General features: G+C 72.2%; 19 protein-coding genes. 9 read left to right on the top strand and 10 right to left on the bottom strand.

Annotation, left to right across the window (positions count from 1 at the left end; genetic code table 11):
- Window positions 1-7 precede the first annotated feature (7 nt).
- From LR269_RS01550 to LR269_RS18955, 4 genes are all read left to right on the top strand, one after another.
- Window positions 8-892, top strand: a complete 885-nt coding sequence (locus tag LR269_RS01550) for a site-specific DNA-methyltransferase (protein WP_231428949.1) — start codon at window positions 8-10, stop codon at window positions 890-892.
- Complete coding sequence (locus LR269_RS01545) at window positions 889-1,611, top strand: GntR family transcriptional regulator (RefSeq protein ID WP_231428948.1); 723 nt, start codon at window positions 889-891, stop codon at window positions 1,609-1,611. The genes LR269_RS01550 and LR269_RS01545 overlap by 4 nt, the downstream gene beginning before the upstream one ends.
- A 232-nt stretch (window positions 1,612-1,843) precedes the next feature.
- Window positions 1,844-6,259, top strand: coding sequence for a LamG-like jellyroll fold domain-containing protein (locus LR269_RS01540; RefSeq protein ID WP_231428947.1), 4,416 nt, complete (start codon window positions 1,844-1,846; stop codon window positions 6,257-6,259).
- A gap of 28 nt (window positions 6,260-6,287) precedes the next feature.
- Entirely contained in the window at window positions 6,288-7,670 is a 1,383-nt protein-coding gene (locus tag LR269_RS18955) for a HupE/UreJ family protein (RefSeq protein ID WP_231428946.1), read from the top strand.
- A 22-nt stretch (window positions 7,671-7,692) separates the two neighbouring features.
- On the opposite strand, the gene LR269_RS01530 is transcribed toward LR269_RS18955, so the two are convergent.
- The 5 genes from LR269_RS01530 to LR269_RS01510 all read right to left on the bottom strand — a co-directional run bounded on the left by LR269_RS01530 (window position 7,693) and on the right by LR269_RS01510 (window position 13,795).
- Window positions 7,693-8,736, bottom strand: a complete 1,044-nt coding sequence (locus LR269_RS01530) for a LacI family DNA-binding transcriptional regulator (RefSeq protein ID WP_231428945.1) — start codon at window positions 8,734-8,736, stop codon at window positions 7,693-7,695.
- 119 nt (window positions 8,737-8,855) lie between these two features.
- Window positions 8,856-10,313, bottom strand: a complete 1,458-nt coding sequence (locus LR269_RS01525) for a GH1 family beta-glucosidase (RefSeq protein WP_231428944.1) — start codon at window positions 10,311-10,313, stop codon at window positions 8,856-8,858.
- A gap of 26 nt (window positions 10,314-10,339) precedes the next feature.
- Window positions 10,340-11,236: a carbohydrate ABC transporter permease gene (locus LR269_RS01520; RefSeq protein ID WP_231428943.1), complete on the bottom strand. Its 897-nt coding sequence runs from the start codon at window positions 11,234-11,236 to the stop codon at window positions 10,340-10,342.
- On the bottom strand, window positions 11,233-12,405 hold the full coding sequence (locus LR269_RS01515) for a carbohydrate ABC transporter permease (protein ID WP_231428942.1): 1,173 nt from the start codon (window positions 12,403-12,405) through the stop codon (window positions 11,233-11,235). The genes LR269_RS01520 and LR269_RS01515 overlap by 4 nt, the downstream gene beginning before the upstream one ends.
- 70 nt (window positions 12,406-12,475) lie before the next feature.
- Window positions 12,476-13,795 (bottom strand): ABC transporter substrate-binding protein, encoded by a 1,320-nt coding sequence (locus LR269_RS01510; RefSeq protein WP_231428941.1) that lies wholly within the window; start codon window positions 13,793-13,795, stop codon window positions 12,476-12,478.
- Window positions 13,796-14,008: 213 nt separating this feature from the next.
- Here LR269_RS01510 and LR269_RS01505 point away from each other — a divergent pair, with 213 nt between their 5' ends.
- Window positions 14,009-14,821 carry a M15 family metallopeptidase gene (locus LR269_RS01505; protein ID WP_231428940.1) on the top strand — a complete coding sequence of 271 codons (813 nt, stop codon included), beginning with the start codon at window positions 14,009-14,011 and terminating at the stop codon, window positions 14,819-14,821.
- Window positions 14,821-16,155, top strand: coding sequence for an MFS transporter (locus tag LR269_RS01500; protein WP_231428939.1), 1,335 nt, complete (start codon window positions 14,821-14,823; stop codon window positions 16,153-16,155). The genes LR269_RS01505 and LR269_RS01500 overlap by 1 nt, the downstream gene beginning before the upstream one ends.
- Here LR269_RS01500 and LR269_RS01495 read toward each other — a convergent pair.
- Window positions 16,124-17,134, bottom strand: a complete 1,011-nt coding sequence (locus LR269_RS01495) for a DUF1648 domain-containing protein (RefSeq protein WP_231428938.1) — start codon at window positions 17,132-17,134, stop codon at window positions 16,124-16,126. The genes LR269_RS01500 and LR269_RS01495 overlap by 32 nt on opposite strands.
- On the bottom strand, window positions 17,131-17,481 hold the full coding sequence (locus LR269_RS01490) for a GntR family transcriptional regulator (RefSeq protein ID WP_231428937.1): 351 nt from the start codon (window positions 17,479-17,481) through the stop codon (window positions 17,131-17,133). The genes LR269_RS01495 and LR269_RS01490 overlap by 4 nt, the downstream gene beginning before the upstream one ends.
- 216 nt (window positions 17,482-17,697) lie before the next feature.
- Between LR269_RS01490 and LR269_RS01485 the strand changes: the two genes are divergently transcribed.
- Entirely contained in the window at window positions 17,698-19,245 is a 1,548-nt protein-coding gene (locus LR269_RS01485) for an amidase domain-containing protein (RefSeq protein WP_231428936.1), read from the top strand.
- A gap of 3 nt (window positions 19,246-19,248) precedes the next feature.
- On the opposite strand, the gene pgm is transcribed toward LR269_RS01485, so the two are convergent.
- Together pgm and LR269_RS01475 are read right to left on the bottom strand one after the other, a co-directional pair.
- Window positions 19,249-20,877 carry a phosphoglucomutase (alpha-D-glucose-1,6-bisphosphate-dependent) gene (gene pgm / locus LR269_RS01480; protein ID WP_231428935.1) on the bottom strand — a complete coding sequence of 543 codons (1,629 nt, stop codon included), beginning with the start codon at window positions 20,875-20,877 and terminating at the stop codon, window positions 19,249-19,251.
- A 141-nt stretch (window positions 20,878-21,018) separates the two neighbouring features.
- The gene (locus tag LR269_RS01475; RefSeq protein ID WP_231428934.1) at window positions 21,019-22,305 is read right to left on the bottom strand and encodes a DUF445 domain-containing protein; all 1,287 of its coding nucleotides are present in this window, start codon (window positions 22,303-22,305) and stop codon (window positions 21,019-21,021) included.
- A gap of 48 nt (window positions 22,306-22,353) precedes the next feature.
- Here LR269_RS01475 and pheA point away from each other — a divergent pair, with 48 nt between their 5' ends.
- Together pheA and LR269_RS01465 are read left to right on the top strand one after the other, a co-directional pair.
- Window positions 22,354-23,316, top strand: a complete 963-nt coding sequence (pheA, locus tag LR269_RS01470) for a prephenate dehydratase (RefSeq protein WP_231428933.1) — start codon at window positions 22,354-22,356, stop codon at window positions 23,314-23,316.
- Window positions 23,317-23,347: 31 nt separating this feature from the next.
- On the top strand, window positions 23,348-24,358 hold the full coding sequence (locus LR269_RS01465) for a hypothetical protein (protein WP_231428932.1): 1,011 nt from the start codon (window positions 23,348-23,350) through the stop codon (window positions 24,356-24,358).
- An 8-nt stretch (window positions 24,359-24,366) separates the two neighbouring features.
- Here LR269_RS01465 and LR269_RS01460 read toward each other — a convergent pair whose 3' ends face one another.
- Complete coding sequence (locus LR269_RS01460; protein ID WP_231428931.1) at window positions 24,367-25,590, bottom strand: ROK family transcriptional regulator; 1,224 nt, start codon at window positions 25,588-25,590, stop codon at window positions 24,367-24,369.
- Window positions 25,591-25,680 lie beyond the last annotated feature (90 nt).

Raw genomic sequence — 25,680 nt, 5'->3', positions numbered from 1 at the left:
GGAGCCCGTGGCCTCCGACGAACCCGACCGCATCATCCATGCGGACAACCTCGCGGTGCTGCCCACCCTGCCCGACGGCCGGTTCACGCTCATCTACCTCGACCCGCCGTTCAACACCGGCCGGGTGCAGGCGCGCCAGTCGCTGCGTCACGTGCGGCAGGTCGAGGCGGATGACTCGGAGCCCGAGCCGGGCGCGGCGAACACCGTCAACACGATCACCGGGTTCGCGGGCAAGCGCTACGAGCGCATCCGCGGAGACCTGCTGCGCTACGACGACCGCTTCGACGACTACTGGGCGTTCCTCGAACCGCGACTCGTCGAGGCCTGGCGCCTGCTCGCCGACGACGGCACGCTCTACCTGCACCTCGACTACCGCGAGGCGCACTACGCGAAGGTGCTGCTCGACGCGCTGTTCGGGCGCGAGTGCTTCCTCAACGAGTTGATCTGGGCGTACGACTACGGCGCGAAGTCCAAGCGGCGCTGGCCGACGAAGCACGACACGATCCTCGTGTACGTGAAGAACCCCGAGCGCTACTGGTTCGACTCGACCGCGGTCGACCGCGAACCGTACATGGCGCCGGGCCTCGTGACCCCCGAGAAGGCCGAGCTCGGCAAGCTGCCGACCGACGTCTGGTGGCACACGATCGTCTCGCCGACCGGGCGAGAGAAGACCGGGTACCCGACGCAGAAGCCCGAGGGCATCCTGCGGCGCATCGTGCAGGCCTCGACCCGCGAGGGCGACTGGGTGCTCGACTTCTTCGCGGGGTCCGGCACGACCGGCGCCGTCGCCGCGACCCTCGGCCGCCGGTTCGTGCTCGTCGACGAACACCCCGATGCGATCGCCGTCATGCGCGGACGGTTCGCCGAGGTGGCGGGGGTCGTCTTCGAGTGACCGGGTCGGTCGACCTCATCGGCGACCTGCGTCGCCGGATCGTGTCGGGCGAGCTGCCGGCAGGCACTCGGCTGCCGAGCGAGCTCGAGCTCGCCGCGGCGCAGGGCTCCTCGCGCAGCGTCGTGCGAAGCGCGCTCGCCGCGCTCGCGCGCCAGGGCCTCGTCGAGTCGCGCCGCGGCGCGGGCTGGTTCGTGCAGGCGGCGAAGACCCAGGGGTTCGACCGCATGCGCTCGTTCACCCAGTGGGCCGAGGCCCAGGGCCGCGCGTCGGGCGGTCGGGTCGTCGCGAGGGAGGTCCGACGCGCGACTCCGCGCGAGGCGCGGCTGCTCGGCATCGGCACGGGCGACGAGGTGCTGCACATGATCCGCGTGCGCACGCTCGAGGGGCGCGACGTCATGGTCGAGCGCTCGACCTGGGCGCCGTGGGTGATGCCGCACGTCGCACGCATGCCCGACGATGCGCACTCGACCACGCGACGGCTCGCCGACGCCGGCATCGTCATCACGCACGGCAACCACCGCATCGAGGCCGTCGCCGCATCGAGCGAGGACGCACGGCTGCTCGGGGTCCGACGCTCGAGCCCGATGCTGCAGGTGCGGCGCGAGACGTACGCCGCGAACGGGCGCCCCGTCGAGTGCGGCGAAGACCGGTACCTGCCGCACACCATCTCGTTCGAGGCGCAGGCCGCAGGCACGGCCGAGTTGCCCGACGCCGGCTGAGACCCGGCCACGACCGGGCCGCGCACCCACTGTGCGCAGCGGGCCGACGAATCCGGCCCCGCTCGCGAATCCGCCGCCGCGCGGTCCCCTCACGTTCACCCGGCGGCCACCTCGGCTCGGTTTCGTGGCACCGTTCCGGCCCAGGTCACTCGAAGGACATATCGTGTCGCAGCCCGCCGTCCCCCCGTCCGATTCCGCCGTTCCCCGCCGATCCCGGCGTCGGTCGGCCCTCGTGGTCACCTCCGTCGCCGCCGCGACGCTGCTCCTCACCGGCATCGCCGCCGCGCCTGCCCAGGCGCAGGCCGCGCCCGCCACCACCGCATCGGCCGTCGCGCCGTCGAACGGCGACGCCGAGTCGGCCGCCACCGCAGCGGGCGCGGCCGACGCGCCCGTCGCCATCGCCGGCCCGACCGACGCCGTCGTCGGCGACACCGTCGTCTTCACCGGCGGGGCCGGTGCGGCCGGCGACCTCGTCGTCTCGGTCACGAGCCCCGACGGCGTCGTGGCCGCTGTGAGCCCGGGCGACGACGGCGCCTACCGCTTCGTGCCCGCCGTCGCGGGCGAGTACACGGTCGCCTTCACCGTCACCGATGCCGAGGGCGGCATCACCGAGGAGACGCGCACCGTCACGGTCGGCGGAGATGCGACCCGGGCCCCGGCCGGTGCGCCGGCGTCCGAGGAGCCCTCCGCCGAGGCATCCGGGCCGTCGTCGACCGAGTCGGTCGTCGAAGCCCCTGCGACCGCCGACGGCGAGCCCGACATCCGCTTCGCGGCGATCGGCGACATCCACAACAACTGGAGCGAGCTCGCCGAGGCGTACGACTTCTGGGCCGCCGAGAACGTCGGCACCGCCCTCTTCGTGGGCGACCTGACGAATACCGCGACCGCGAGCGAGTACGCCGGGCTGAAGTCGACGATCGACTCGAAGGCCGGCCTCGGCATCGACCTCGTCGCCTCGCTCGGCAACCACGACGTCAGCGCGATCTCGTCGTACGACCTGTTCACCCAGGCCACCGGCGGCCAGAAGCCGAACGCCGACTACACGATCGACGGCTACCACTTCATCACCGTCTCGCCGGGTGCCGGCACGCTCGACCCCGTCACGGGCAAGCCGTCGTCGGCGAGCTCGGGCAATTACGCCTACGCCGCCTCGTGGCTGCAGCAGCGACTCGCGGCCGCCACGGCCGAGGACCCGACGAAGCCCGTCATGGTGCTCGTGCACCACCCGCTGCAGTGCACGCACTACGTCTCGAACGAGTGGTACGGCACGGGCCTCTCGAGCGGTTGCGGCAACACCCTGCAGTCGGTCTTCGACGACTTCCCGCAGGCGGTCGTCTGGGGCGGGCACATCCACACGCCGCAGAACATCCCGACGTCGGTCTGGCAGGGCCAGGAGAACCGTGCCGGCGACAAGGCCGACAAGGGCTTCACGACCGTCAATGCACCGCCGCTCGCGTACTACGAGTTCGAGTCGGGCGTCGTGGGCACGAGCCCGACGAGCCGATCGAACGACACGACGCCCGACGACGCGGGCAACAACCGCCAGACGGCGGTCGTCGAGATCACCGGCTCGAAGGTCACGATCAGGAACTACGACCTGCTCGCCGATCAGTGGATCGACCAGACGTGGACGTGGGACGTCGCCGACTCGGTCGACACGACGAAGACGTACGACGAGCGCTTCCCGCTCAACAACACCCACCGCGCGAGCCTCTCGAAGGCGCCCGAGTGGAAGGCGGGCTCCGCGGTGACGGTCGACGGCATCGGCGAGGACAAGGCGATGGTCGCGTTCCCGCAGGCCGTGCCCGCTCCGAACACCGTGCAGGACATCGTGCACAAGTACCGCTACACGACGGTCGACGTCGCGACCGGGCAGACCGTGAACACCTTCCTGCAGTGGTCGGGGTTCTACAACCTGCCGATGCCGACGAGCCGCAACCACGAGGTGTGGAACCTGCGCCCGTCGCGACAGTACGAGGTGCGGGTCACCCCGATCAACGCGTGGGGCAAGGAGGGTACGGCGCTCACGGCGCGGTTCACGACGACCGGCTCGACCGGCCCGGTCGAGCCGCCGTTCGACCCCGAGATGCTCACCTTCGACGACCTGCGCGAGCAGGTGCCGACCGCCGATCTCCTCGATGTCGGCTTCGCCGACGGCAAGGCCGCGGATGCCTCGCCGAAGGCGTGGAACCTCACCGCAGGCGGCGCTGCCCGAGTCGCGGACGACGCCGACCTCGGCGCACAGGTCGCGGTCGGTGAGCAGGACGCGGCCACCGCGTTCAAGACCGCGCCCTGGAGCGACGCCGACTACGCGAAGCTGCAGGACGGCTTCACGATCGACGCGACGTTCAAGCTCGACGCGATCGACAAGCCCGTCGGCGGATACGTCGACGTGTTCGGCGGCATGCAGGGCGGCGGCGTCGGCCTCGAGGCGGTGCGAACGGCGTCGGCCACGACGTACGAGCTCGGATTCTGGTATTCGAGCCCTCGTCCGTCGGTCGAGCTGGAGTACGGCACCTGGTACCACGTGACCGGCTGGTACGACGGCACCGACGCCCGCCTCTACGTGAACGGCATCAGGGCGGTGACCACGGAGGACGTCTCGTTCCCGGTCAAGCCGAGCAACACCGCGGCGCGCTACATGGCGATCGGCGGCGACGCGAACGCGAGCGGCACCCTCGACGACGCGACGCTCGACGGCCGCATCGCCGGCGTCGAGATCTACAGCACGCCGCTGAGCGACAAGAACGTCTACCGCGTCGCGAACCGCGAGCTCAAGCTCATCGACGCCACGCCGCCGCAGGTCGAGGCCGAGCGGCCGGCGCCCGGTGCCTCCGCGGTCGTCGGTCGGCCCTACATCGCCCCGGCGCCGCAGGCGGTCGACAACTCGGGCCGGGTGAAGGTCGCCGTCGAGGTGACCGACCCGACGGGGGGTGTCGTCGAGGTGGCGCGCACCGACGACGGCCGGTACACGTTCACGCCGAGCGTGGCGGGCGCGCACACGCTCGCCTACGTCGTCACCGACGCGGCCGCCCGCCAGTCGCAGGCTTCGTTCACCGTGACCGCGGCGAACGGATCGGCCGAGCTGGCCCGGCTCCTCGAGCCGCTCCCCGCGGCCGACCTGCTCGATCTCGACTACGTCGGTGGCAAGCCCGTCGACCGGTCGCCGCGGGCGCACGCCATCACCGCCGGCAACGCGCCGATCGCGGTCGACGCCGCACTCGGCACCGAGGTCGCGACGTTCACTGGCAGCTCCGCCCAGGGCTCGCGCATCGCATGGTCCGACGGCGACTACGCCGAGACCGAGGACGGCTTCACGATCGAGTCGGTCGTCAAGGTGCCCGCGATCACGACCGAGCGCGACATGATCTCGAACACGCAGAGTGCGGGGCAGGCCCTCGAGATGCTGCCCGGCACGCAGCCGGGCAAGGTCTCGCCCGAGCTGTGGGTGCGCGTCGGCGGCAAGTACGTCGTCGCCCGTGCCGAGAACGCCGTCACCGCCGGGCAGTGGTCGCACATCGCGGCGACGTACGACGCCGCGTCGGGAGCACTGCGCGTGTTCGTCGACGGCCGCGAGGCCGGCACGGCCACCGCGACCGGCGGCGGCAAGGTGCAGAACCCGACGGGCGCAGCACGGTCGTTCGTCGTCGGCGGAGACATCTCGTCGTCGGGCACGGTCGAGTACCCCTTCGAGGGCACCATCGCGACGGCGAAGATCTTCGGCGAGCCGCTCGCGGCCGCATCGGTCGAGCGCCTCGCCGCGCACGCCCTGACGAGCAACGACACGACGCCGCCGCTCGTCGAGGTCGACCCCGCGCCCGCCGCGACCGCGACGGTCGGCACCGAGTACACGGTGCCCGCCGGCCTCGCGGGCGACGACTCGGGCTCGGTCGAGCTCACGATCACGGCGTCGGGGCCCATCGGCGAGGACGTGCCGCTCGAGCCGGGCACGATCGTGCCCCCGGCCGCCGGTGCGTACACGTTGCGGTACCTCGCGGTCGACGCCGCCGGCAACGACACCGCGGCCGAGTTCGACGTCACCGTCGAGGAGCCCGCGCCGGTCGCCACCGTGCAGCCGAGCGTCTCGGGAACCGCCGAGGTCGGCGGCATCCTCTTCGCGAAGCCGGGCGAGTGGGACGCCGAGGGCCTCGCCTTCGCCTACCGCTGGACGGCGGACGGTGAGGAGCTCGCGGGAGAGACCGGCGCGCAGCTGCAGGTCGACGGATCGCTCAACGGCGCCGAGATCGCGGTGACCGTGACGGCGAGCCGCCCGGACAGCGCCGACGGCACGGCGACCTCGAAGGATGTCGCGATCGCAGAGCTGCCGACCTGGCGCGCCGACCGCGCGTACGTCGCCGGCGACCGGGTGCTCCATGACGGCCGCGTGTTCGTCGCGCAGTGGTGGACCAAGGGGGCGACGCCCGGGGCGACCGCGAAGAACGGCAAGGTGAACGGCGCCTGGGCCGAGCAGGGGGTCGAGGTGAGCACCGTGAAGGGCATCGTGCGGGCCTGGACCGCGTCGTGGGTCTACACCGGCGGCGAGACCGTCGAGCACGAGGGGCGCCTCTATCGCGCCAAGTGGTGGACCCGCGGCGAGGCGCCCGGCACCGCGAAGCACCCGGCCTGGGCGGACCTCGGTGCGGCCTGAACCACGCCGCAGGGGGAGCGCGCGCCTCGTGCGTGCGCTCCTCTGCGCGGTCGCCGCGGTCGGGGCACTCGCGTCGGCCGTGCTCGCCCCGGCCGACCCAGCGGCCGCGCACAGCTACGCCGCGACCGTCTTCGCCGACGTCACCGAACCCGAGCCCGGCCTCGTGCGGACCGTGCTCGAGATCGAGTACGTGCTGCTCGCGACCGACGGCGCGCGGGCGATGGACGACGCCGGGTTCGAGGCCGACGCGTACGCCGACGTGCAGGCGTCGGGCCGCGATCCCCTGAAGCTCACGACCGAGGTGCTCGAGCGCCACTCCGACACGGTGCTCGGGTACGTCCTGCCGCGGTACTCGGTCGCGGTCGAGGGGGATGACTCGGCTGGGGCGGCCTGCCCGAACACCCTCGTCGAACCGTTCGCGATCACGATCCGCGACGGCGTGCCGCACGCCCGGCTCGTGATCGACGCCGACTGCCGGTCTGAGGTCGGCGCGGCCGCCGCCGTCTACCGGATCGGCACCGAGCTGTTCCCGGGAACGGCACCGGGCGGCAGGACGACCACGATCGTCAGCTACGACCTCGGCTCGGGAGCCGGTGTCGCGAACCTCGACACCGACACGAGCCCGACGATGACGACGACGCAGGACTGGGGCTCGCGGATGGGCGAGTTCCTGATCCTCGGCGCCGAGCACCTGCTCTTCGGACCCGACCACCTGCTGTTCCTGATCGCCCTCATCGTCGGTGCGAGGCGCCTGCGCGACATCGTCGTGGTCGCGACGGCATTCACGGTGGCGCACTCGATGACGTTCATCGCCGCCGCGCTCGGGCTCGTGAGCGTGCCGCCCGCGTTCGTCGAGCCGGTCATCGCGTTCTCGATCGCCGCCGTCGCGCTCTGGAGCGTCTGGGCGTCGCGACGCAGCCGGGGAGGTCTGGACGGCCTGCTGAGACGGCGCGGGAACGCAGCGAGCACCGGGGAGGTCGCTGCGGCCGCAGGAGCCCGGCCGGGCGCCACCCCGAACCCGGGCGGCGCCTCGGGCTCCGGCCCGCGCCGGGGCCTCGCCCTCCGCGAGCGCACGGCCGTGACGGTGCTGCCGACGGTGCTCGCGCCGCCCCGCGGGTTCTCGCGCGATGACTGGGTGCGGGTCGCGGTGGTCTTCGTCTTCGGGCTCGTGCACGGCGTCGGCTTCGCGGGTGCGCTCGGCATCGACGAGCCGTTCTCGTGGGGCCTGCTCGGCGCTCTGCTCGTGTTCAACGTGGGCATCGAACTGACCCAGCTCGTGCTCATCGCCGTGACGTTCCCGCTCATCGTGCTGCTGCGTCGCCGGCTGCCGGGCTCGCCGCTCTGGATCGAGCTCGGGGTCGCCGCGGTCGGGCTCTTCTGGTTCGTCGAGCGGCTGCTCGCCGGGGCCTGACCGGTGCCGAGGGCGCCGGGGCCTACGCCGACTCGCGCACCACGAGGCGCGTCGGCAGGATCGTCTGCTTCGGCACGTCGTCGTCGCCCGAGATGAGGCGGATGAGCAGCTCCGCCATCGTGCGGCCCTGCTCCTCCGACGGCTGGGCGACGGTCGTCAGCGGCACGGCGGTGCGGGTCGCGACGGGACTGTCGTCGAAGCCGACCACGGCCACGTCGTCGGGCACGCGCAGGCCGCGCTCGGCGAGCACGGCGAGGGCGCCGCTCGCCATCAGGTCGCTCGCGACGAACAACGCGTCGATGCCGGGGCCGTCGCTCCCGCGTGCGGAAGCGCCGACCCGGTCGAGCAGCCGACGGGTCGCGGCCGCGGCGCCCTCGGCGGTGAAGTCGCCCGACTCGACGAGGTCGTCGGGCAGCCCGGCCGCGCTGACCGCCGCACGGTACCCGTCGAGCCGGTCGACGCCCGCGCGCATGTCGAGTGGACCGGTGATCGACCCGATGCGACGCCGGCCGAGATCGATGAGGTGGCGCGTGCCGACCTCGGCCGCCGCCTCGTTGTCGACGTCGACGTAGGTCGCGCCCTCGACGAGCCCGTCGACCGGGCGGCCGCCGAAGACGAGCGGCACCGTCGAATCGGCGAGCACGATCTCGTCGCCCGTGTGGTGCGAGATCACGAGGGCGCCGTCGACGACGCCCGACTCGAGGTAGGCACGCGTCTTGTGCCGCGGATCGCTCGAGGCGACGAGCAGGTTGAGCACGTAGTCGCTGTCGTCGATGCGGCTCATGATGCCCTTGACGATCTCGGCGAAGTACGGGTCGCCGAAGAACGTCGTGACGTCTTCGGGCACGACGAGCGCGATCGCGTTCGACGAGCGGCTGGCGAGCGAGCGGGCCGCCCGGTTCGGCACGTAGCGCAGGCGCTTGACCGCGTCGTTGACCGCTGCGGCGACCTCGGGGCTCACCTTCGGCGAGCCGTTGACGACGCGGCTCACCGTCGCCCGCGACACTCCCGCGACGCGTGCGACCATCTCGAGCGTGGGGGCACCCCCCGAGGCATCCTTCGCCATGTCGTCAGTCTAGGTCGCGTGGCGCCGCGGCCCGCGGTCTCGATACGCGCTGCGCGCTCCTCGACCGGCGGGTGCGTGGTCTCGATGCGGCGCCGCGCGCCCGCTCGGCCGACCGGCCATCACAGCGCCCGGTCGCGGATGACGCGGGCGTACGCGTGCCCGCTGCGCTTGACCGTGCGTTCCTGGGTGTCGTAGTCGACCCGCACGATGCCGAAGCGCTTCGCATACCCCCACGCCCACTCGAAGTTGTCGAGCAGCGACCAGTAGAAGTACCCGTTGACCGGCACCCCCTGCTCGATCGCGTCGAGGATCGCCGCGAGGTGCGCGAGCACGAACGACTCGCGGTCGGCGTCGTCGACGACGGCGGCGCCGCCGGAGGTCGACACGACATCGTCGTACGCCGCGCCGTTCTCGGTGACGTAGAGCTCGACCCCGGCCGCGGCCGCGTATTCCTCCCAGATGCGGCGCAGCAGTCGGGTGAGCCCCTCGGGCTGCACCTCCCAGTTCTGCGCCGTGCGCGGCAGGCCGCGCTCGACGTTGTAGAGGTCGCGAGCGACCGGGTACGGGCTGCGGGTCGGGCGCGGGTTGCCGGGGGCGCTCGGCACCGGGGTGTCGGCCGGAGCCGGCGGCGTCGCCGAGACGAGGTCTCCGTGGTAGTAGTTGACGCCGAGCGCGTCGATCGGCGTCGAGATCAGCTCGAGGTCGCCGTCGCGCACGGCCGCCTCGAACCGGTCGACGGCCGCGGCATCCGCCTCGCGGATGTCGGCGACGATGTCGGCCGGGTAGCTCGCCCGGAACAGCGGGTCGAGGAACCATCGGTTGAACTGCCCGTCGAGCCGGCGCACCGCGTCGAGGTCGCGGGGATCGCTCGGGTCGGCGGGGTCGGCGACCGTGTGGTTGAGGGTGATGCCGAGGTCGAGCCCGGCGTCGCGACTCCGCAGCTCGCGCACCACCTGACCGTGGCCGAGCAGCAGGTGATGCGCGGCGAGCAGGCCCTCGGCGATGCTCTGATGCCCCGGCGCGTGCTCGCCGCCGGTGTACGAGAGGAACGAGGCGCACCACGGCTCGTTGAGCGTGGTCCACGCGGTCACCCGGTCGCCGAGCACGTCGTGCAGCGAGAGCGCGTACTCGGTGAACCGGTCGCTCGTCTCGCGCACCGTCCAGCCGCCGCGCTCCTGGAGCGCCTGCGGCAGGTCCCAGTGGTAGAGCGTGAGCCATGGCTTGATGCCGGCGCCGAGCAGCTCGTCGACCAGTCTCGAGTAGAAGTCGACGCCCGCGGGGTTCACGGGGCCGCCGTCGGGGCGCACCCGCGACCACGACGCCGAGAAGCGGTACGTCTGCAGTCCGAGCTCGCGCATGAGCGCGACATCCTGCGGCATGCGGTGGTAGTGGTCGCACGCGACGTCGCCGTGGTCGCCGCCGATCACCGCGCCGGGCACCCGGCAGAACGCGTCCCAGATCGAGGCGGTGCGGCCGTCTTCGAACGCGGCGCCCTCGATCTGGTAGGCGGCGGTCGCCGCACCGAACAGGAAGGTCTCGGGGAACGCGCGCGCCGGGGCCGTCGACGTGTCGGTCATGGACAGGTCCTCTCGAAGTCCGATGGTCATCCCTTGACTGCTCCTGCCATGATCCCTGAAATGAGTTGCTTGCCGGCGATGATGAAGAGAATCAGCAGTGGCAGCGTCGCGAGCACCGCGCCCGCGAGCACCACCGAGTAGTCGACGTAGCGGGCCGACTGCAGCTGGCTCAGCGCCACCTGCAGGGTCGGGTTCTGCGGCACGACGAGCAGCGGCCAGAGGTAGTCGGTCCACGCCGTCATGAAGGTGAAGAGCCCGAGGATCGCCATCGCCGGGCGGGCGGCCGGCACGCCGACGTGCCAGAACGTGCTGATCATCGACGCCCCGTCGACGCGCGCCGCCTCGATGAGCTCGTCGGGGATGACGTCGACCAGGTACTGCCGCATGAAGAACACGCCGAACGCGGTCACGAGCGTCGGCACGATCACGGCGCCGAGCGTGCCCGTCCAGCCGAACTGCTTCATGAGCATGAACAGCGGGATGATGCCGAGCTGGGTCGGCACCGCGAGCGTCGCGATCACGAACACCATGAGCCCCTCGCGGCCGCGGAACCGCAGCTTCGCGAACGCGTAGCCGGCGAGCGTCGAGAAGCTCACGACCGAGAGCGTGATGACGCTCGCGACGATGATCGAGTTGCCGAGCGCGAGCCAGAACGGCACGGTGTCGAGCACCTCGCCGACGTTGGTCCAGAACTGGCCGCCCGGCAGGAGCGGCGGCCAGGTGTCGGTGAGCGCCGACTTGTCGCTCGAGCCGATGACGAACGACCAGTACAGCGGGTACGCCCCGGCGACGAAGAAGACGCCGAGCAGCGTGTAGGTGAGCCAGCCCGGGCGGCGCTCGATGCCGAGCGAGCGCCTGCGGGGTGCGTCGTACCGCGCGGGCTTGATCGCGTCGCGGGTGACGACGGCCTTCGTGGCGGTCATGCGCGTTCCTCCGGACGTGGTTCGTCGAGATCTGGGTCGTCGAGCATCGGCTCGGCCACCATGGCCCCGGTCACGCCTCCGGCGCCGACCCGGGCGGTGAGGGCGGATGCCTCGGCGCGCGCCGCGGCGTGGGCGTCGAGCCTGCGTCGGGTGCTGCGCTTCGTGCGCTTCGCCTCGGCTCCCGCGATGCGCCGCGAGAGCCAGAAGTTCACGAGCCCGATCGCGACGATGATGAGGAAGAGCAGCCATGCGACGGCCGAGGCCTTGCCGAAGTCCTGCCGGTTGAAGGCGAGGTCCCAGAGGTAGAGCACGGTCGTCTGGTACTGCCGTTGCGGCCCGCCGGGCACGGAGCTCGTCGCGTTGAAGAGCTTCGGCTCCGTGAAGATCTGCAGGCCGCCGATCGTCGCCGTGATGATGACGAAGACGATCGTGGGCTTGATGCTCGGGATCGTGACCGAGAAGAAGCGGCGCACGGCGCCGGCGCCGTCGATGGCGGCGGCCTCGTGGATGTCCTTCGGCACGGCCTGCATCGCCGCGAGCAGGATGAGCGCGTTGTAGCCCGTCCAGCGCCAGTTGACCATGGTCGCGATCGCGATGTGGCTCGGGAGGGTCTCGGTCTTCCACATCACGGGATCGGCGCCGATCGTCGTGAGGAGGTTGTTGATGAGGCCGTACTTCTCGCCGAAGACGTTGCTGAAGATGAGGGTGACGGCGACGGGCGTCACGACGTAGGGGAGGATGACCGACAGGCGCCAGAAGGTCTTGGCGCGGATGTTCTGGTCGAGCACGGCGGCGATGACGATCGCCGCGATGAGCTGCGGCACCGCCGAGAGCAGGAAGATGCTGAACGTGTTGAACAGCGAGTTCCAGAACAGCGGGTCCTGGAGCTCCGCGGCGAAGTTCTCGAGGCCGACCCACTCGCCCGGGCCGGTGAGCAGGTTCCAGTCGTTCAGCGACACCACGAAGGTGTAGCCGAGGGGGAACAGCCCGACGAGTCCGAACAGCACGAAGAACGGCGCGATGTAGAGGTAGGGGGAGTACCTCACGTCCCAGCGGCTGAGGCGCTGCCGGGTGGTGAGTGCGGTGCGGTGCGCGGTGCGGTCGTGCTTCGCGCCGCCCGAGGGCGTGGGGGATGCCGCCTCCGCCGGCGGCGTGATGGTCGAAGTCATTCGGGGTTCCTCTCGTGAGGCGGGCCCTTCGGAGCGTTCCGAAGGGCCCGCGTTCACTTCGCCGGTCGGACTACTGCTGGACCAGCTGGTCGAGGAGGTCGAGCGCGTGCTGCCACGCGGTCGGGCCGTCGGCCTTGCCCGAGTCGAGCTCCTGGATCGAGGGGCCGAAGACCTGCTCCTGGATCACCGAGTCGTCCGGTCCCTTGTACTGGGCCACGACACCTTCGGCACGCGAGCCGAGGATCTCGCCGACCGGTGCGTCGTTGAAGAACGCGGTCAGTTCGCTCTCGCCGGTCACTCCGGCGTCGGCCTGCGCCTCGACGTTCGAGGGGAACGTTCCGGCGGCCTGGAAGGCCGCGACCTGCGACTGCGCGTTCGTCAGGTACTCGGCGAGCTCGGCCGCCTCCTTCGGGTGCTTCGAGGTGGTCGGCACCGTCAGGAACGCGCCGCCCCAGTTGGCCGCGCCGCCGGGGAAGACGTCGGCGAAGTCCCAGCCGGTCGTGGCGTCGCCGCCGCCGGCCTCGACCTGGCCCTTGACCACGCCGAGCATCCAGCCCGGGCAGACGAAGGTCGCGAACGAGCCGTCGGTGAACGCCTTGCCCCCGCCCCAGTCCCACTGGGTCTGGTTCGACGAGAGGCCGTCGGCCGCGCCCTGCGCGAGCAGGGCCCATCGGGCCTCGAGCTCGGCGTTGCCCTCGACGTTCAGTTCGCCGTCGGCGGTGTAGTAGCCCTCGGGCAGCTGGTTGACCATCGAGTTCCAGACGAAGCCCGACTGGTCGTAGAACGCCTTGCCGGTCTTGTCGTGATAGGCCTTGCCGACCTCGAAGAACTTCTCCCACGAGGCATCCTCGCCGCCGAAGAGGGCGGCCACGCCTTCGCGGTCGCTCGGCAGGCCGGCCTCCTCGAAGAGCTTGCCGTTGTAGCAGAGGCCCTCGGGGCCGATGTCGGTGCCGTAGCCGATGATGCGGCCGTCGGCGTCGGTGGCCTGCTTCACCTTCCAGTCGACCCACTGGTCGCTGAGGTCGTCGGCGCCGTAGTCGCGCAGGTCGGTGAACGAGTCGCTCACCTGCATGACCTTCGACAGCCAGCCCTCTTCGACGGCCTGCACGTCGGGAAGGCCCGCGCCGGCAGCCTGCTTCGTCTGCCAGTCGGTGAGGGCGTTGCCGCCGGTGTCGATGTTGGTGGCCTTGATGGTGATGCCGGGGTGGTCGGCCTCGTACTGCTCGTACAGACCCTCGAGGCCCTGGGTGCCGAACGTGGTGACGGTGAGGGTGATGTCCTCGCCCTCGGCGCTCGCGCCACCGCCGGTCGAACAGGCGGTGGCCAGCAGTGCGATGGATGCCGCGCCGGCGATGGCGACGGCGCCCCGGGTGCGTCGTGAAAGCTTCACGGTCACTCCTTTGTGTGCGTGGTCGAATGGGGGATGATGCAGGAACAAGAGAGCGCTCTCTCGCTATTGTGAGAGCGCTCTCACACTTTCGGAAGGTGACTCTACGACGCGATCTCTGCTGCTGTCAAGAGAGCGCTCTCACAGCGCCGCGGCCGCGGTGGGTGTTCGCCGCCCGGGGCGGCGGCGATGCCCGCCGCGCGTAGAATCGGCAGCGTGTCCGAACCCGCAGATCCTCCCGCCGTCGACGAGGCGGTGCAGCGACGGCGCATGACCGTGGCACTCGTGCTCATCGCGATCCTCGCGGCGATCAGCGTCGTCGTGGTCGGCGCGGTCGCCGGAGCCGGTTCGGGCTCGGCCGGCGCCACCGGCGGCGGCCCCGAGGCATCCGGCTCCGCGAGTGCGACGCCGCGGCCGGCGCCGGCGACCGCGCCGCCGCCCGCGAGCGTCGACACCTTCGATCGCACGGCGCACTCGCTCGACGACCCCGCCAGCATCTGGGTCGTCGTCAACCAGGTGCGCCCGCTGAACCCGCAGGACTACGTTCCCGACGACCTCGTCGAGGTGCCCGTCGCGCACAGCTGGGTGCCCGAGATGCGCCAGGAGGCGTCCGACGCGGTCGTCGCGATGTTCGCCGCCGCGGCCGACGAGGCCGACTTCTACCTGGCCTCGAACAGCGCCTACCGCAGCTACGACACGCAGGTCGAGCTCTACGGCGACGGCAGCGACCCGACGACCGCCCCGCCGGGGCACTCCGAGCATCAGACCGGCCTCGCGATGGACATCGGCACCGAGGGCGGCTGCACGTTCGAGTGCATGGACGACTCCGCCGAGGGCGAATGGGTGCGTGCGAACGCCTGGCGATTCGGGTTCATCCTGCGCTACCCCGCCGACAAGGTCGACATCACGGGCTACCCGCACGAGTCGTGGCACTTCCGCTACGTCGGGGTGCCGCTCGCGACCGAGATGCACGAGAAGGGCATCACGACGCTCGAGGAGTTCTTCGGCGTACCGGGCGGCGGCGCCTGATGAGCGATGCGCCGAGCGCACCCGAGCCGACGACGGCGCGGGTGACGCCGGTGCCGCACCGCGGGATCTCGCTGACCGTCCTCATCGTCAACCAGCTGCTCGCGGGCGTCGGCGTCGCCTCGGGCATCGCCGTCGCGGCCCTCCTCGTCGACGAACTCACCGGCGTCGTCGCCCTCGCGGGCTTCGCCCAGTCGTCGAGCGTGCTCGGCGCGGCCATCGCGGCGATCCCGCTCGCGAAGCTCGCCGTCGGGCGTGGGCGGCACGTCGCGCTCGCCACGGGCTACGCGCTCGGATGCCTCGGCGCAGTGCTCGTCATCGTCGCCGCCGTGAGCGGGTTCGTGCCGCTCGTGTTCCTCGGGCTCATGGCGTTCGGGGCCGGCACCGCGGCGGGCCTGCAGGCGCGCTTCGCCGCCACAGAGGTCGCTGCGCCCGGCTTCGAGGCGCGCTCGATGTCGCTCGTGCTGTGGGCGACGACGCTCGGTTCGGTCGCCGGGCCGCTGCTCTCCGACCTCGGCGACACCGTCGGCCAGGCCATCGGGCTGCCGGCGCTCGTCGGCCCCTTCCTGTTCTCGGGTGCCGCGTTCGCGTTCTCCGCGCTGCTCGTCGCGGCGCTCCTGCGCCTGCCGCAGGCCGGGCGGCTCGCGAGCGACGCCGGGGCGGACGAGGCATCCCCGACGCCGACCGGAGCGGCCGGTGCGGGCGGCGCCTCGAAGCCCATCGGATCGTGGCAGGCGATGCGCATCGCCGCGCGCAACCCCCGTGCGCTCTTCGCCATCCTCGCGATCGTCTGCTCGCAGACGGTCATGGTCGGCGTCATGGTGATGACGCCCGTGCACATGATGGCGCACGGGCTCTCGCTGACGGCGGTCGGCGTCGTGCTCAGCATCCACATCGTCGGGATGTACGGCGCCAGCCCCATCGTCGGGTGGCTCGCCGACCGCATCGGATCGGAGCGGGTGATCTTCATCGGCATCGGGGTGCTCGCCGCTGCGACGCTCATCGGCATCCTCGCGCCGGCCGACGACATGCTGCTCGTGCCGCTCGCGCTCGGCCTGCTCGGACTCGGCTGGTCGTGCGGACTCATCGGCGGCTCGACCCTCGTGACCGACTCCGTCTCGCAGGAGATCCGGGTGCCGTTGCAGGGCGCGACCGATGCGGCGATGAACCTCTCGGCGGCGGTCGCGGCGGCCCTCAGCGGCTTCGTGCTCGGCCTCGGCGGGTTCGCCGGCGTGTGCCTCGTGGGCGCGCTCGTGCTGCTGCCGCTCGTCGTGGCCGGCCTGCGCGCACGGGCTCGCGCCCGCGTCAGTTCCGAGCCCCGCGAACCCGCGAGCTGAGGGCCTCGAGCAGCGCCGCCGCCGTCGCGGCGTCGTCGACGGTCACGGTGAAGCGACGTCCGTCGCGGCGAGTGACCTGCAACGCCTCGCCGGCGCGGAGCACGATGCCGAACGACCCGTTCGGCACGAGCCGCACGCCCCATCCGCCGAAGTCCGCGGTCGGGTTGACCGTCGTGACCGCCGCCGACGCCACATCGTCGAGCGCAACGCCGAACCGCGGCACCCCCGCCGCCGAGGCGACGGTGAGCCCTCGATCGTCGACGCGCACCCGGAAGACGAACGTCGTCGCGGCGAGCAGCACGAGCAGCACGGTGACGCCGAGCATCACCCACCAGGCCGGGGAGCCCGTGGCCGCGACGACGACGGTGCCGAGCGCGAGCGCGACGATGCTCGCGACGATGGCGACCATCGCCGCGCGCGACATCGTGGTCGTGCTCACCCAGACGGCACGCTCGCCCGGGGCGAGTCGGAGCGGTTCGATCGTCCGGGTCGCCCGGGCGCCGGTCGTGACGTTCGGCTGCGCGTACCACCCGGCCGCGCCCGCGACGACGCCGAGGAGGAGCGCGACGAGCATCGGGAGGCCGATGCCCGGGGCGTCGTGCGGATCGGCGAGGCCGCGCTGCAGGCCGAACGACCAGGTCATGCCGACCGTGACGAGCACGGTGGTGGCCAGCGAGGCGGCACCGAGCAGTCGCATCATCGGGCCCCAGTGCCCGTCGCGCGTGCCCGTGAGCATGATCGTCGCGAACAACGCGGTGAGCCCCAGGCCGAGCACGGCGGTGCCGACCGGAACGGTCCACGCCGAGGCGAAGGCGTCGGGCTCGCCGGTGCTGCTCCAGTGCGTCGCGACGGTGGCGGGCATCTCGGGCAGCCAGGCGAGCATGAGCGCGACGGCGACGAGCGTCAGCGCGACCGGGACGGCGCAGCCGACCACGAGGTAGCGGCGGCGGGCGGTGCGGACATCGTCGGATGCGGTCATCGGTACGTCTCCTTCACGAGGGCGGCGAGGGTGTCGGGGGAGAGCCCGAGCTCTTTGGCACGCGCGACGAGCGTCGCGACGTCGTGGTGCAGCTGCGCGAGCGGTTCGACGGCCTCGGTGACCACCGCGCCGCGACCGCGGCGCATGTCGACGAGGCCCTCCTCGCGCAGCGACTGGTAGGCCCGCAGCACCGTGTGGAGGTTCACGCCGAGCGAGGCGGCGACCTCGCGTGCCGAGGGCAGCTTGTCGCCGGCCCGCAGGCGCCCGGCCGCGGCATCCGCCCGCACCGATGCGGCCACCTGGGCGAAGATCGGTGTCTCGCTCGCGGGGTCGACGCGTATCAGCACGGCGACACTCCTTTCACAACTGTTCTATGACTATTAGAACAGTTGACGACGGGGTCCGCAACGTCGCGTGCAGGGTGTTGGGAGATCGCTCTCATCGTCCTCCCAGAGTTCGAGAGGGTTCCTCACAAACTCGCGTGGTGAGGTTTCGTGTCCCCCGAAACGCCGACCGGAACCCATCCCGTGTTCAAACGAATCTCCAAGACTCCGCCTGCCCCCATGCCGCAGCGCCGGCGCGCGACGTTCCGCGCGCCGGGCGCGATCGACCCCGCACTCCTCGCCGAAGGCGCGGAGGCGACGGTCGACGGCGACGGCGAGGGGGACTCGTTCGAGCACGCGGTGGAACCGGTCGGCACCCGGGAGGACTCGGCCGCGCCCGATACGGCCGAGCCCTCCCGTCCCGCGAAGGCTCGTCGCGGATTCGTGGCCGCGATGCGCGGTCGCGACGCATCGGCCGGTGCCGCAGCGTCCCCCGACGCGGCGCCGGCCGATCCGGAGGCTCCCGACGCCGGGACGCCGCAGGGTCCGGGTTCCGTTCCCCGTAACCCGGGCCCGCCGACGTCCCGTCGCCACGGCGACGGTGCAGTCGGGCCGGCCGACGGGCCCGCCCGGCCGACCACGGCCGGCACGGCCGCCACGCCCGACCCGCCCGGTACCGACCCGGGCGACCGCCACCCGCGGCACCGCGCCGACCACGCGCGCAACCGACGCCCGTCGAGCGGTGCGCGCCGGCTCGTCGCGCTCGGCGCGACGACCGCGCTGTTCGGCGTGACCGCCTTCGGCGCCGTCGCCTCGGCGATCGCTCCCGACGGGTCGGCGATCGCCGTGACCGCGGGCGGCGTGCCGGGCTCGACGAGCACCGTCCGCGCGGCATCGCCGGAGGCGGCGGCGGCCCGCGACAAGATCGTCTCGACGGCGGCGCTGGCCGACGAGCGGCCGACCATCACGAGCGGGCTCTCGACCGCGTCGGTGCCCTTCACGGGCGGCACGAAGGTGACCGTGACCGGCGAGGGACTCGACCAGGTCGGCGGGGTGACGGTCGCGGGAACCGCTGCGACGATCGTCGCGGCCGACGAGGGCACCGTGACGTTCGCGGTGCCGGCGACGTCGGCCGACTCGCTCGGCGGCGTCGAGGTGAGCTTCTCGGACGCCGCGGGCAACCCGGTCCCCGTCGAGGCGTCCGCCGCGTCGGTCGCGGCCGGCGTCGACGTGCCGTCGGCGTCGACGAGCGACCTCTCGGGCATCGTCGAGGCGTCGACGAACGAGGCGCCGACCGCGCTCACGCTGAACTACACGACCGACCCCCGCATCGACGCGCAGGTCGGCTACGTGCTCGCCCACTGGAGCGACTACAACTCCGACGCGTACACCGTCCTGAGCGGTGTCGACTGCGCCAACTTCACGAGCCAGTCGCTCATCGCCCGCGGCTGGAAGATGAACGACGGCTGGTACTACGACCACGCGACCGGCGCCATGTCGCCGAGCTGGGCCAGTTCGACCGCGCTCCGGGACTACCTGCTCGGCCGCACCGACCTCGCCACCGCGCTCGACGACTCGCAGCGCGGCCTCGTCAAGGTCGGTGACATCGCCCAGTTCGACTGGGATGACTCGGGCGATCGCGACCACACGGCCGTCGTGACCCGGGTCGTGCACTCGGGCGGCACGACCCGCATCTGGGTCGGCGGCCACACGAAGGACGCCGACTACTGGGACGTCGACGAGGCGCTCGCGTCGGGCGGCTCAGTCACCTACTTCTCGCTGAAGTAGGCGTCAGACGTCGAGCGCGCCGTCGACGATGCGCTTCGCCTCGGCCTGCACGAGCTTCAGGTGCTCGGGCCCCTTGAACGACTCGGCGTAGATCTTGTACACGTCCTCCGTGCCGCTCGGCCGCGCGGCGAACCAGGCCTCGGCCGTCTCGACCTTCACCCCGCCGATCGCGGCGTCGTTGCCCGGCGCCTTCGACAGCTTCGCGCTGATCGGGTCTCCCGCGAGCTCAGTCGCGGCGATCGCGTCGCCGTCGAGTCGGCCGAGGGCGGTCTTCTCCGCGGCGTTCGCCGCGGCATCCACCCGCTCGTAGGCGGGCTCGCCGAAGCGCTCGACGAGGTCGGCGTACAGCTCCGACGGCGACCTGCCTGTGACCGCGCGGATCTCGGCCGCGAGCAGGCACAGCAGGATGCCGTCCTTGTCGGTCGTCCAGACGGTGCCGTCGAAGCGCAGGAACGATGCGCCCGCGCTCTCCTCTCCGCCGAAGCCGACCGAGCCGTCGACGAGCCCGGGCACGAACCACTTGAAGCCGACCGGCACCTCCCAGAGGCGGCGGCCGAGCGACGCGGCGACCCGGTCGATCATCGAGCTCGACACGAGCGTCTTGCCGATCGCGGCGTCGTCGCGCCAGCCCGGTCGGTGCGCGAACAGGTACTCGATCGCGACCGCGAGGTAGTGGTTCGGGTTCATGAGCCCGCCGTCGGGGGTGACGATGCCGTGCCGGTCGGCGTCGGCGTCGTTGCCGGTGAGCAGGTCGTACGCGCCCGCTTTCGCGACGACCGAGGCCATCGCGTTGCGGCTCGACGGGTCCATCCGGATCTTGCCGTCCCAGTCGAGGGTCATGAACGACCACGTCGGGTCGACGCGCTCGTTCACGACGGTGAGGTCGAGCCCGTATCGGTCGCGGATCGCCGCCCAGTAGTGCACGGAGGCTCCGCCCAGCGGGTCGGCGCCGATGCGGATGCCGCTGCGCGCGATCGCCTCCATGTCGATCACGCTCGCCAGATCGGCCACGTACGCGCCGCGGAAGTCGTAGGTCTCGACGCCGCTCGGCTCGGCCTGGTTCACGCCGCGCAGCCCGCCCTCGATGAGCTCGTTCGCGCGCGCCGCGATCCACGCGGTCGCGTCGCTGTCGGCCGGTCCGCCGTGCGGCGGGTTGTACTTGAAGCCGCCGTCCTGCGGCGGGTTGTGCGACGGCGTGATGACGATGCCGTCGGCCTCGCCCTCCGCGCGCTTCGCGGGGTCGTTGTTCCAGGTCAGGATCGCGTGCGAGAGCGCCGGCGTCGGCACGTAGTCGTCGAACTCGTCGACGAGCACCCGCACCTGGTTGCCGACGAGCACGTCGAGCGCGGTCGTCTGGGCGGGGGCGCTGAGCGCGTGGGTGTCGGCGCCGATGAAGAGCGGGCCCGTGATGCCCTGCGCCGCGCGGTACTCGACGATCGCCTGCGTGGTCGCGAGGATGTGGTGCTCGTTGAAGCTCGTCGTGAGCGACGAGCCGCGGTGGCCCGAGGTGCCGAACGCGACGCGCTGCCCGGGCACCGACGCATCGGGTTTCAGCTCGTAGTACGCCCTGACGAGCGCCTCCACGTCGATGAGGTCGGACTCGATGGCCGGGGTTCCCGCTCGCTCGTGCATGCCCCCCAGTCTGGCACCGCGCCCCGCGATGCGGGAGGGACCGGGCGTCCCGCAGACGGGCCGCGATCGTTCGACGCGTCCGCCCCGCATGGGGCGGGACTCACCTGAGGAATGGGACTGCGCCCGCCACCGGCCGGGACATCACATCGAGACGGCGAGCGCGTGCACGCCCGTCGCGACCGCGTAGATGGCGACGCCCGCGAGCGCGCCGACCACCGTGCCGTTGATGCGGATGAACTGCAGGTCGCGCCCGACCTGCAGCTCGAGCTTCTCGGTCGTCTCGCGCGGGTCCCAGCGCTCGACGGTCTCGGTGATGACGCCGGCGATCTCGTGCCGGTAGTTGCGCACGACGTAGGCCGCGGCATCCGTCACCCAGTCGTCGACCTTCGCCGCGAGGGGGTCGTCGGTCGCGAGGCGGGTGCCGACCTCGACGATCGCCGCGCGCAGTCCGGTGCGCAGCTCGCTCGAGGGGTCGGCGAGCCCGTCGACGAGGGTCGCCTTCACGGCGGCCCACGCCTCGCCCGCGAACTCGCGCACGCGCGGGCTCGCGAGCAGCTCGGCCTTGAGCCGCTCGACCCGGGCGATCATGGCCGGGTCGTGCTGCAGGTCGTCGGCGAGCTCCGCGAGGTAGCGGTCGATCGCGAGGCGCAGCGGGTGCGCGTCGTCGGCGCGCACCGCGCGCACGAAGGCGAGCACCTCGCGATGCGCGCGGTCGTCGACGAGGCGGTCGACGAAGCCCGGCACCCACCGCGGCAGCCGCTCGGAGACCATGCGCCCGAACGCCTCCGGGTGCCCGGCGAGCCACGACTCGGCCTTCTCGAGCACGGCGTCGACGGCGGCGCGCTGCTGGTCGGCCGCGACGAGCTGCGCCCCGATGCGGCCGATCGCCGGCCCCCACTCGGGCTCGAACAGGTGGCGGCGGGCGAGGCGTTCGATCACGTCCTCGACGTCGTCGTCGCCGAGCATCGTGAGCACGCCGCGTGCGGCGACGGAGGCCTCGGCGGTCACCCGTTCGGCGTTCTCGGGCGCCGCGAGCCAACCGCCGACCCGCCGCGAGATGCCGATCGAGCGCAGCTTGCCGAGCACGACCTCGTCGGAGAGGAACTCGTGCTCGACGAAGGCCCCGAGGCTCGCCCCGATCTCGTCCTTGCGCCGCGGGATGATCGCCGTGTGCGGGATCGGCAGTCCGAGCGGATGACGGAACAGCGCCGTGACCGCGAACCAGTCGGCGATCGCGCCGACCATCGCGCCCTCGGCGGCGGCGCGCACGTAGCCCATCCAGGCGATCTCGTCCTGCAGGGCGAACGACACTGCGAACACGACGGCGGCCACCGCGAGCAGGCTCGTCGCGACGCGCTTCATACGGCGCAGCGCGATGCGCCGCTCCGCATCGCCCGGCACGGCCCTCGTGATCGCCGCGGTCTCCACGTGGGCAGTATCGCAGTCGGCTCCCGCCCCGCTCGTTAGGCTTGGCGCATGACGACGGATGCCTCGGCGACGCCCCCTCACGAGACGTACTCGTATCTCGGGCCGGCGGGCACCTTCACCGAGGCGGCGCTGAAGCAGGTGCCCGAGGCGGCGGGCAAGCACTGGCGCCCGGTGAACAACGTCGGCGAGGCGCTCGCCGACGTCGTCGAGGGCCGTTCGACGGCCGCGATGATCGCGATCGAGAACTCGATCGACGGGGGAGTGAGCGCCACGCAGGACGCACTGGCGACCGTGCCCGGCCTGCGCATCGTCGGCGAGTACCTCGTGCCGGTCAACTTCGTGCTCGTCGCCCGCCCGGGCACGACGCTCGCCGAGGTCCGGGTCGTCAACGCCCACCCCGTCGCGTACGCGCAGTCGCGCGGCTGGCTCGAGCGCGAGCTGCCGAACCACGGGCACATTCCCGCGACGAGCAACGTGCAGGCCGCGGCATCCCTGTTCGAATCGGCGCAGGCCGACGCGGCCGTCGCCCCGCCCGGCATCACCGAGCACCTCGACGTCGACGTGCTCGCCCGCGACATCGGCGACAACCCCAACGCGGTGACCCGCTTCGTGCTCGTGAGCCGGTCGCGCGTCGTCCCGGCGCCGACGGGCGCCGACAAGACGAGCCTCATCGTCGAACTGCCCGACGACGAGCCGGGCGCGCTGCTCGACATGCTCGAGCAGTTCTCGACGCGGGGCGTGAACCTCTCGCTCATCCAGTCGCGGCCGATCGGCGACGCGCTCGGCCGGTACCGCTTCGTGATCGATCTCGAGGGGCACGTCGAAGACGAGCGGGTCGCCGACGCGCTGCTCGGCCTCCGCCGCTACTCGCCGAAGGTGATCTTCCTCGGCTCCTATCCGCGCGCCGACCGGCGCGAGATCGAGTACCACTCGAAGTACGATGACGAGATCTTCATCGAGGCCCGCGACTGGCTGCGCGGGCTCTTGAGCGGCGAACCCGACGGCGCCTGACGGCGGCGCGGGCTCACGGAGGGGGTCGACGATGACCGGGGCACGCGAGGGCATCGACCCTCGCTACGACGCGCGGTTCCAGCGCGGGTATGACGGGCACGGGGCGGATGCCTCGGCCGCGGGCCGTGCGCAGGGCGTCGAGCCGACCGTCGCGGCGACGGCGTCGGGCACTGGGACGTCCGGCACCGCGGCACCGATCGTCTCGGAGGCGTCGTCGGCGGCGAGCACGGCATCGGTCGCATCCCCGGCCGAGAGCGTGCCGGTCGAACGCGACACCGACGAGGAACTCGACCTGTTCGCGGTGCTCGAACCGGATCGCGACGACGCGGCGGACCTCGAGCGCGACGACGACTCCGGCCGCTCGGATCCAGTGCGGCGCGACCCGCTCGATTCCGCACCTGTCCACACGGGGATGCCCGACGAGGACGATGGGTTCGGTCCAGCGCCGGAGCCCGCGGCAGAGCCGCTCGGACGCCGTACCTGGGTGTGGCTCGCTGCGGGGTGGGCCGTCACCGGGGCGGTCACCGTGATCGGTGCCTGGCTGAGCTGGCTCACCAACGCGGACACGAGCTGGTACGCGAGCCCGTCACCGGCCGAAGATCCCACTGCGCAGTTGCTGCGCACCCTCGGCTGGGCGATGTCGCCGTCGTTGCTCATGGCGGGTGGGGTCGGACTCGTCGTCGTGACCGCGATGGCGGCCCGGCTCTGCGAGGCGGACTCCCCGCGAAACGGGTTCGCGCGCTCGGCCGCGTGGTGGGCGCTCGTCGCGATCGCCGCGGCGGGCCTCATCGCGATGCCGGGACTGATCGGCGCGATCCAGGAGACCATCGTGCTGAACTCGGGCATCGTGGTCGACGGCAACGGCATGGTCGTCGACGACACGCAGCAGGCGCAGCTCGACGCGATGGCCCGCGGCCAGTTCGCCCAGGCGGTCATCGGCACCATCGCGCTCACGGTCGTCGCGGCGGTCGTCGCGGTCGTCGTGCACGAGGCGCACCGCGCGCTGCGCCGTCCTGCGGCGAGATCGACGCAGTCGAGCTGAGCCCGCGCTCAGCGGGCGGAACTCCGCGCCCTCGTGCGCGCGTCGGAGCCGAGGCCGCCGTCGAGCGCCGACTCCCAGGCCGACCGCACGGCGGCGGTGACGGCGCCGCGCACCACCGTGTTCTCGGCGAACGGTGACAACCGCACCTCGATCGGTGCGGCGCCGATCGCGGTGAGCCGTCGTTCGAGGGCGGCGGTGAGCACATCGCCGCCGCGCGCGATGCCGCCCGTCACGTAGACCCGGTGCAGGTCGAGCGCGAGCAGGATCGGCGCGAGCGCCCGCGCGGCGACGTCGGCGAGCTGGTCGACGATCTCGGTGGCCGCGCGCTCGCCGTCGTTGGCCCGCTCGAACACGTGGGCGGCGGCGGCCTCAGCGCCGAGCTCGGAGGCGAGTCGGGTGAACGGGTCCCTCGCCGCGACGAGCCGGGCGATCTCGTCGATGTGCTCGGCGCCGACCACGGCCTCGAGCGTCGCGCGCTCGCCGCTCCACGGGTCGGTCACCATGAGCGCGCCGATCTCGCCGGCGGCTCCGAGCGGGCCGCGGTAGAGCCGACCGTCGAGCACGAGGCCGGCGCCGAGCCGCTCGCCCCACTGCACCGTCAGGAACGACGGCGGGCAGTCGTCGAGCTCCGACATGGCGAGGGCGGCGAGATTCGCGTCGTTGTCGAGGTCGACGTCGACGCCGAACCCGCGGCCGAGCTCGCGGGTCAGGTCGAGGTCGGTCCACGCGTCGATGCCCCGGATGACGCGCACGCGCCCCTCGGCGCGGTCGATCATGCCGACGCTCGCGACCGAGACTGCCGCGATGCCGCCGCGTTCGAGGGCCGCCGCGGCGAGGGCGCGGTCGACGGTCGCGTTGACGAGGCGCAGCAGCTCGCGGCCGTCGTGCACCTCGTGGAGGGCGTTCGCCTCGGCGATCACGGCGCCCGCGGCGTCGGCGACCTCGGCGACGACGCGGTGCAGTCCGATGTCGACGCCGAGCACGTGGAAGCGCTCGGGCGTCACCGAGAACCGCGCTGCCGGCCGCCCGAGGGCGCCGAGCGGGTCGTGCCGGCGCAGCCAGCCGTCGGCGTCGAGCTCCTCGATGATCGTGGCGACCGTCGAGCGGGTGAGGCCGGTGCGCTCCGCGATCTCGACGATGCGCACCGGCTCGCCGCCGGAGCGCAGCTCGTCGAGCACCCTCGCGGTGTTGTAGCGCTTGAGTCGTGCGGTGCCGACGATCGGGTCGTTCATGCGGCCTCCGTTCCGGCGATTAGTTTAGCCGAGACTTTACGTTAAGACCTTGCGTAAAGGTCGGAGGTCTGATTGGGTCGGGATGGCGGC

This window comes from Agromyces sp. S2-1-8 (genome assembly GCF_021129215.1).
Classification (GTDB): Bacteria; Actinomycetota; Actinomycetes; order Actinomycetales; family Microbacteriaceae; genus Agromyces; species Agromyces chromiiresistens.
Note: the sequence above shows the minus strand (reverse complement) of the source record. Positions and strands in the feature narration are given on the sequence as shown.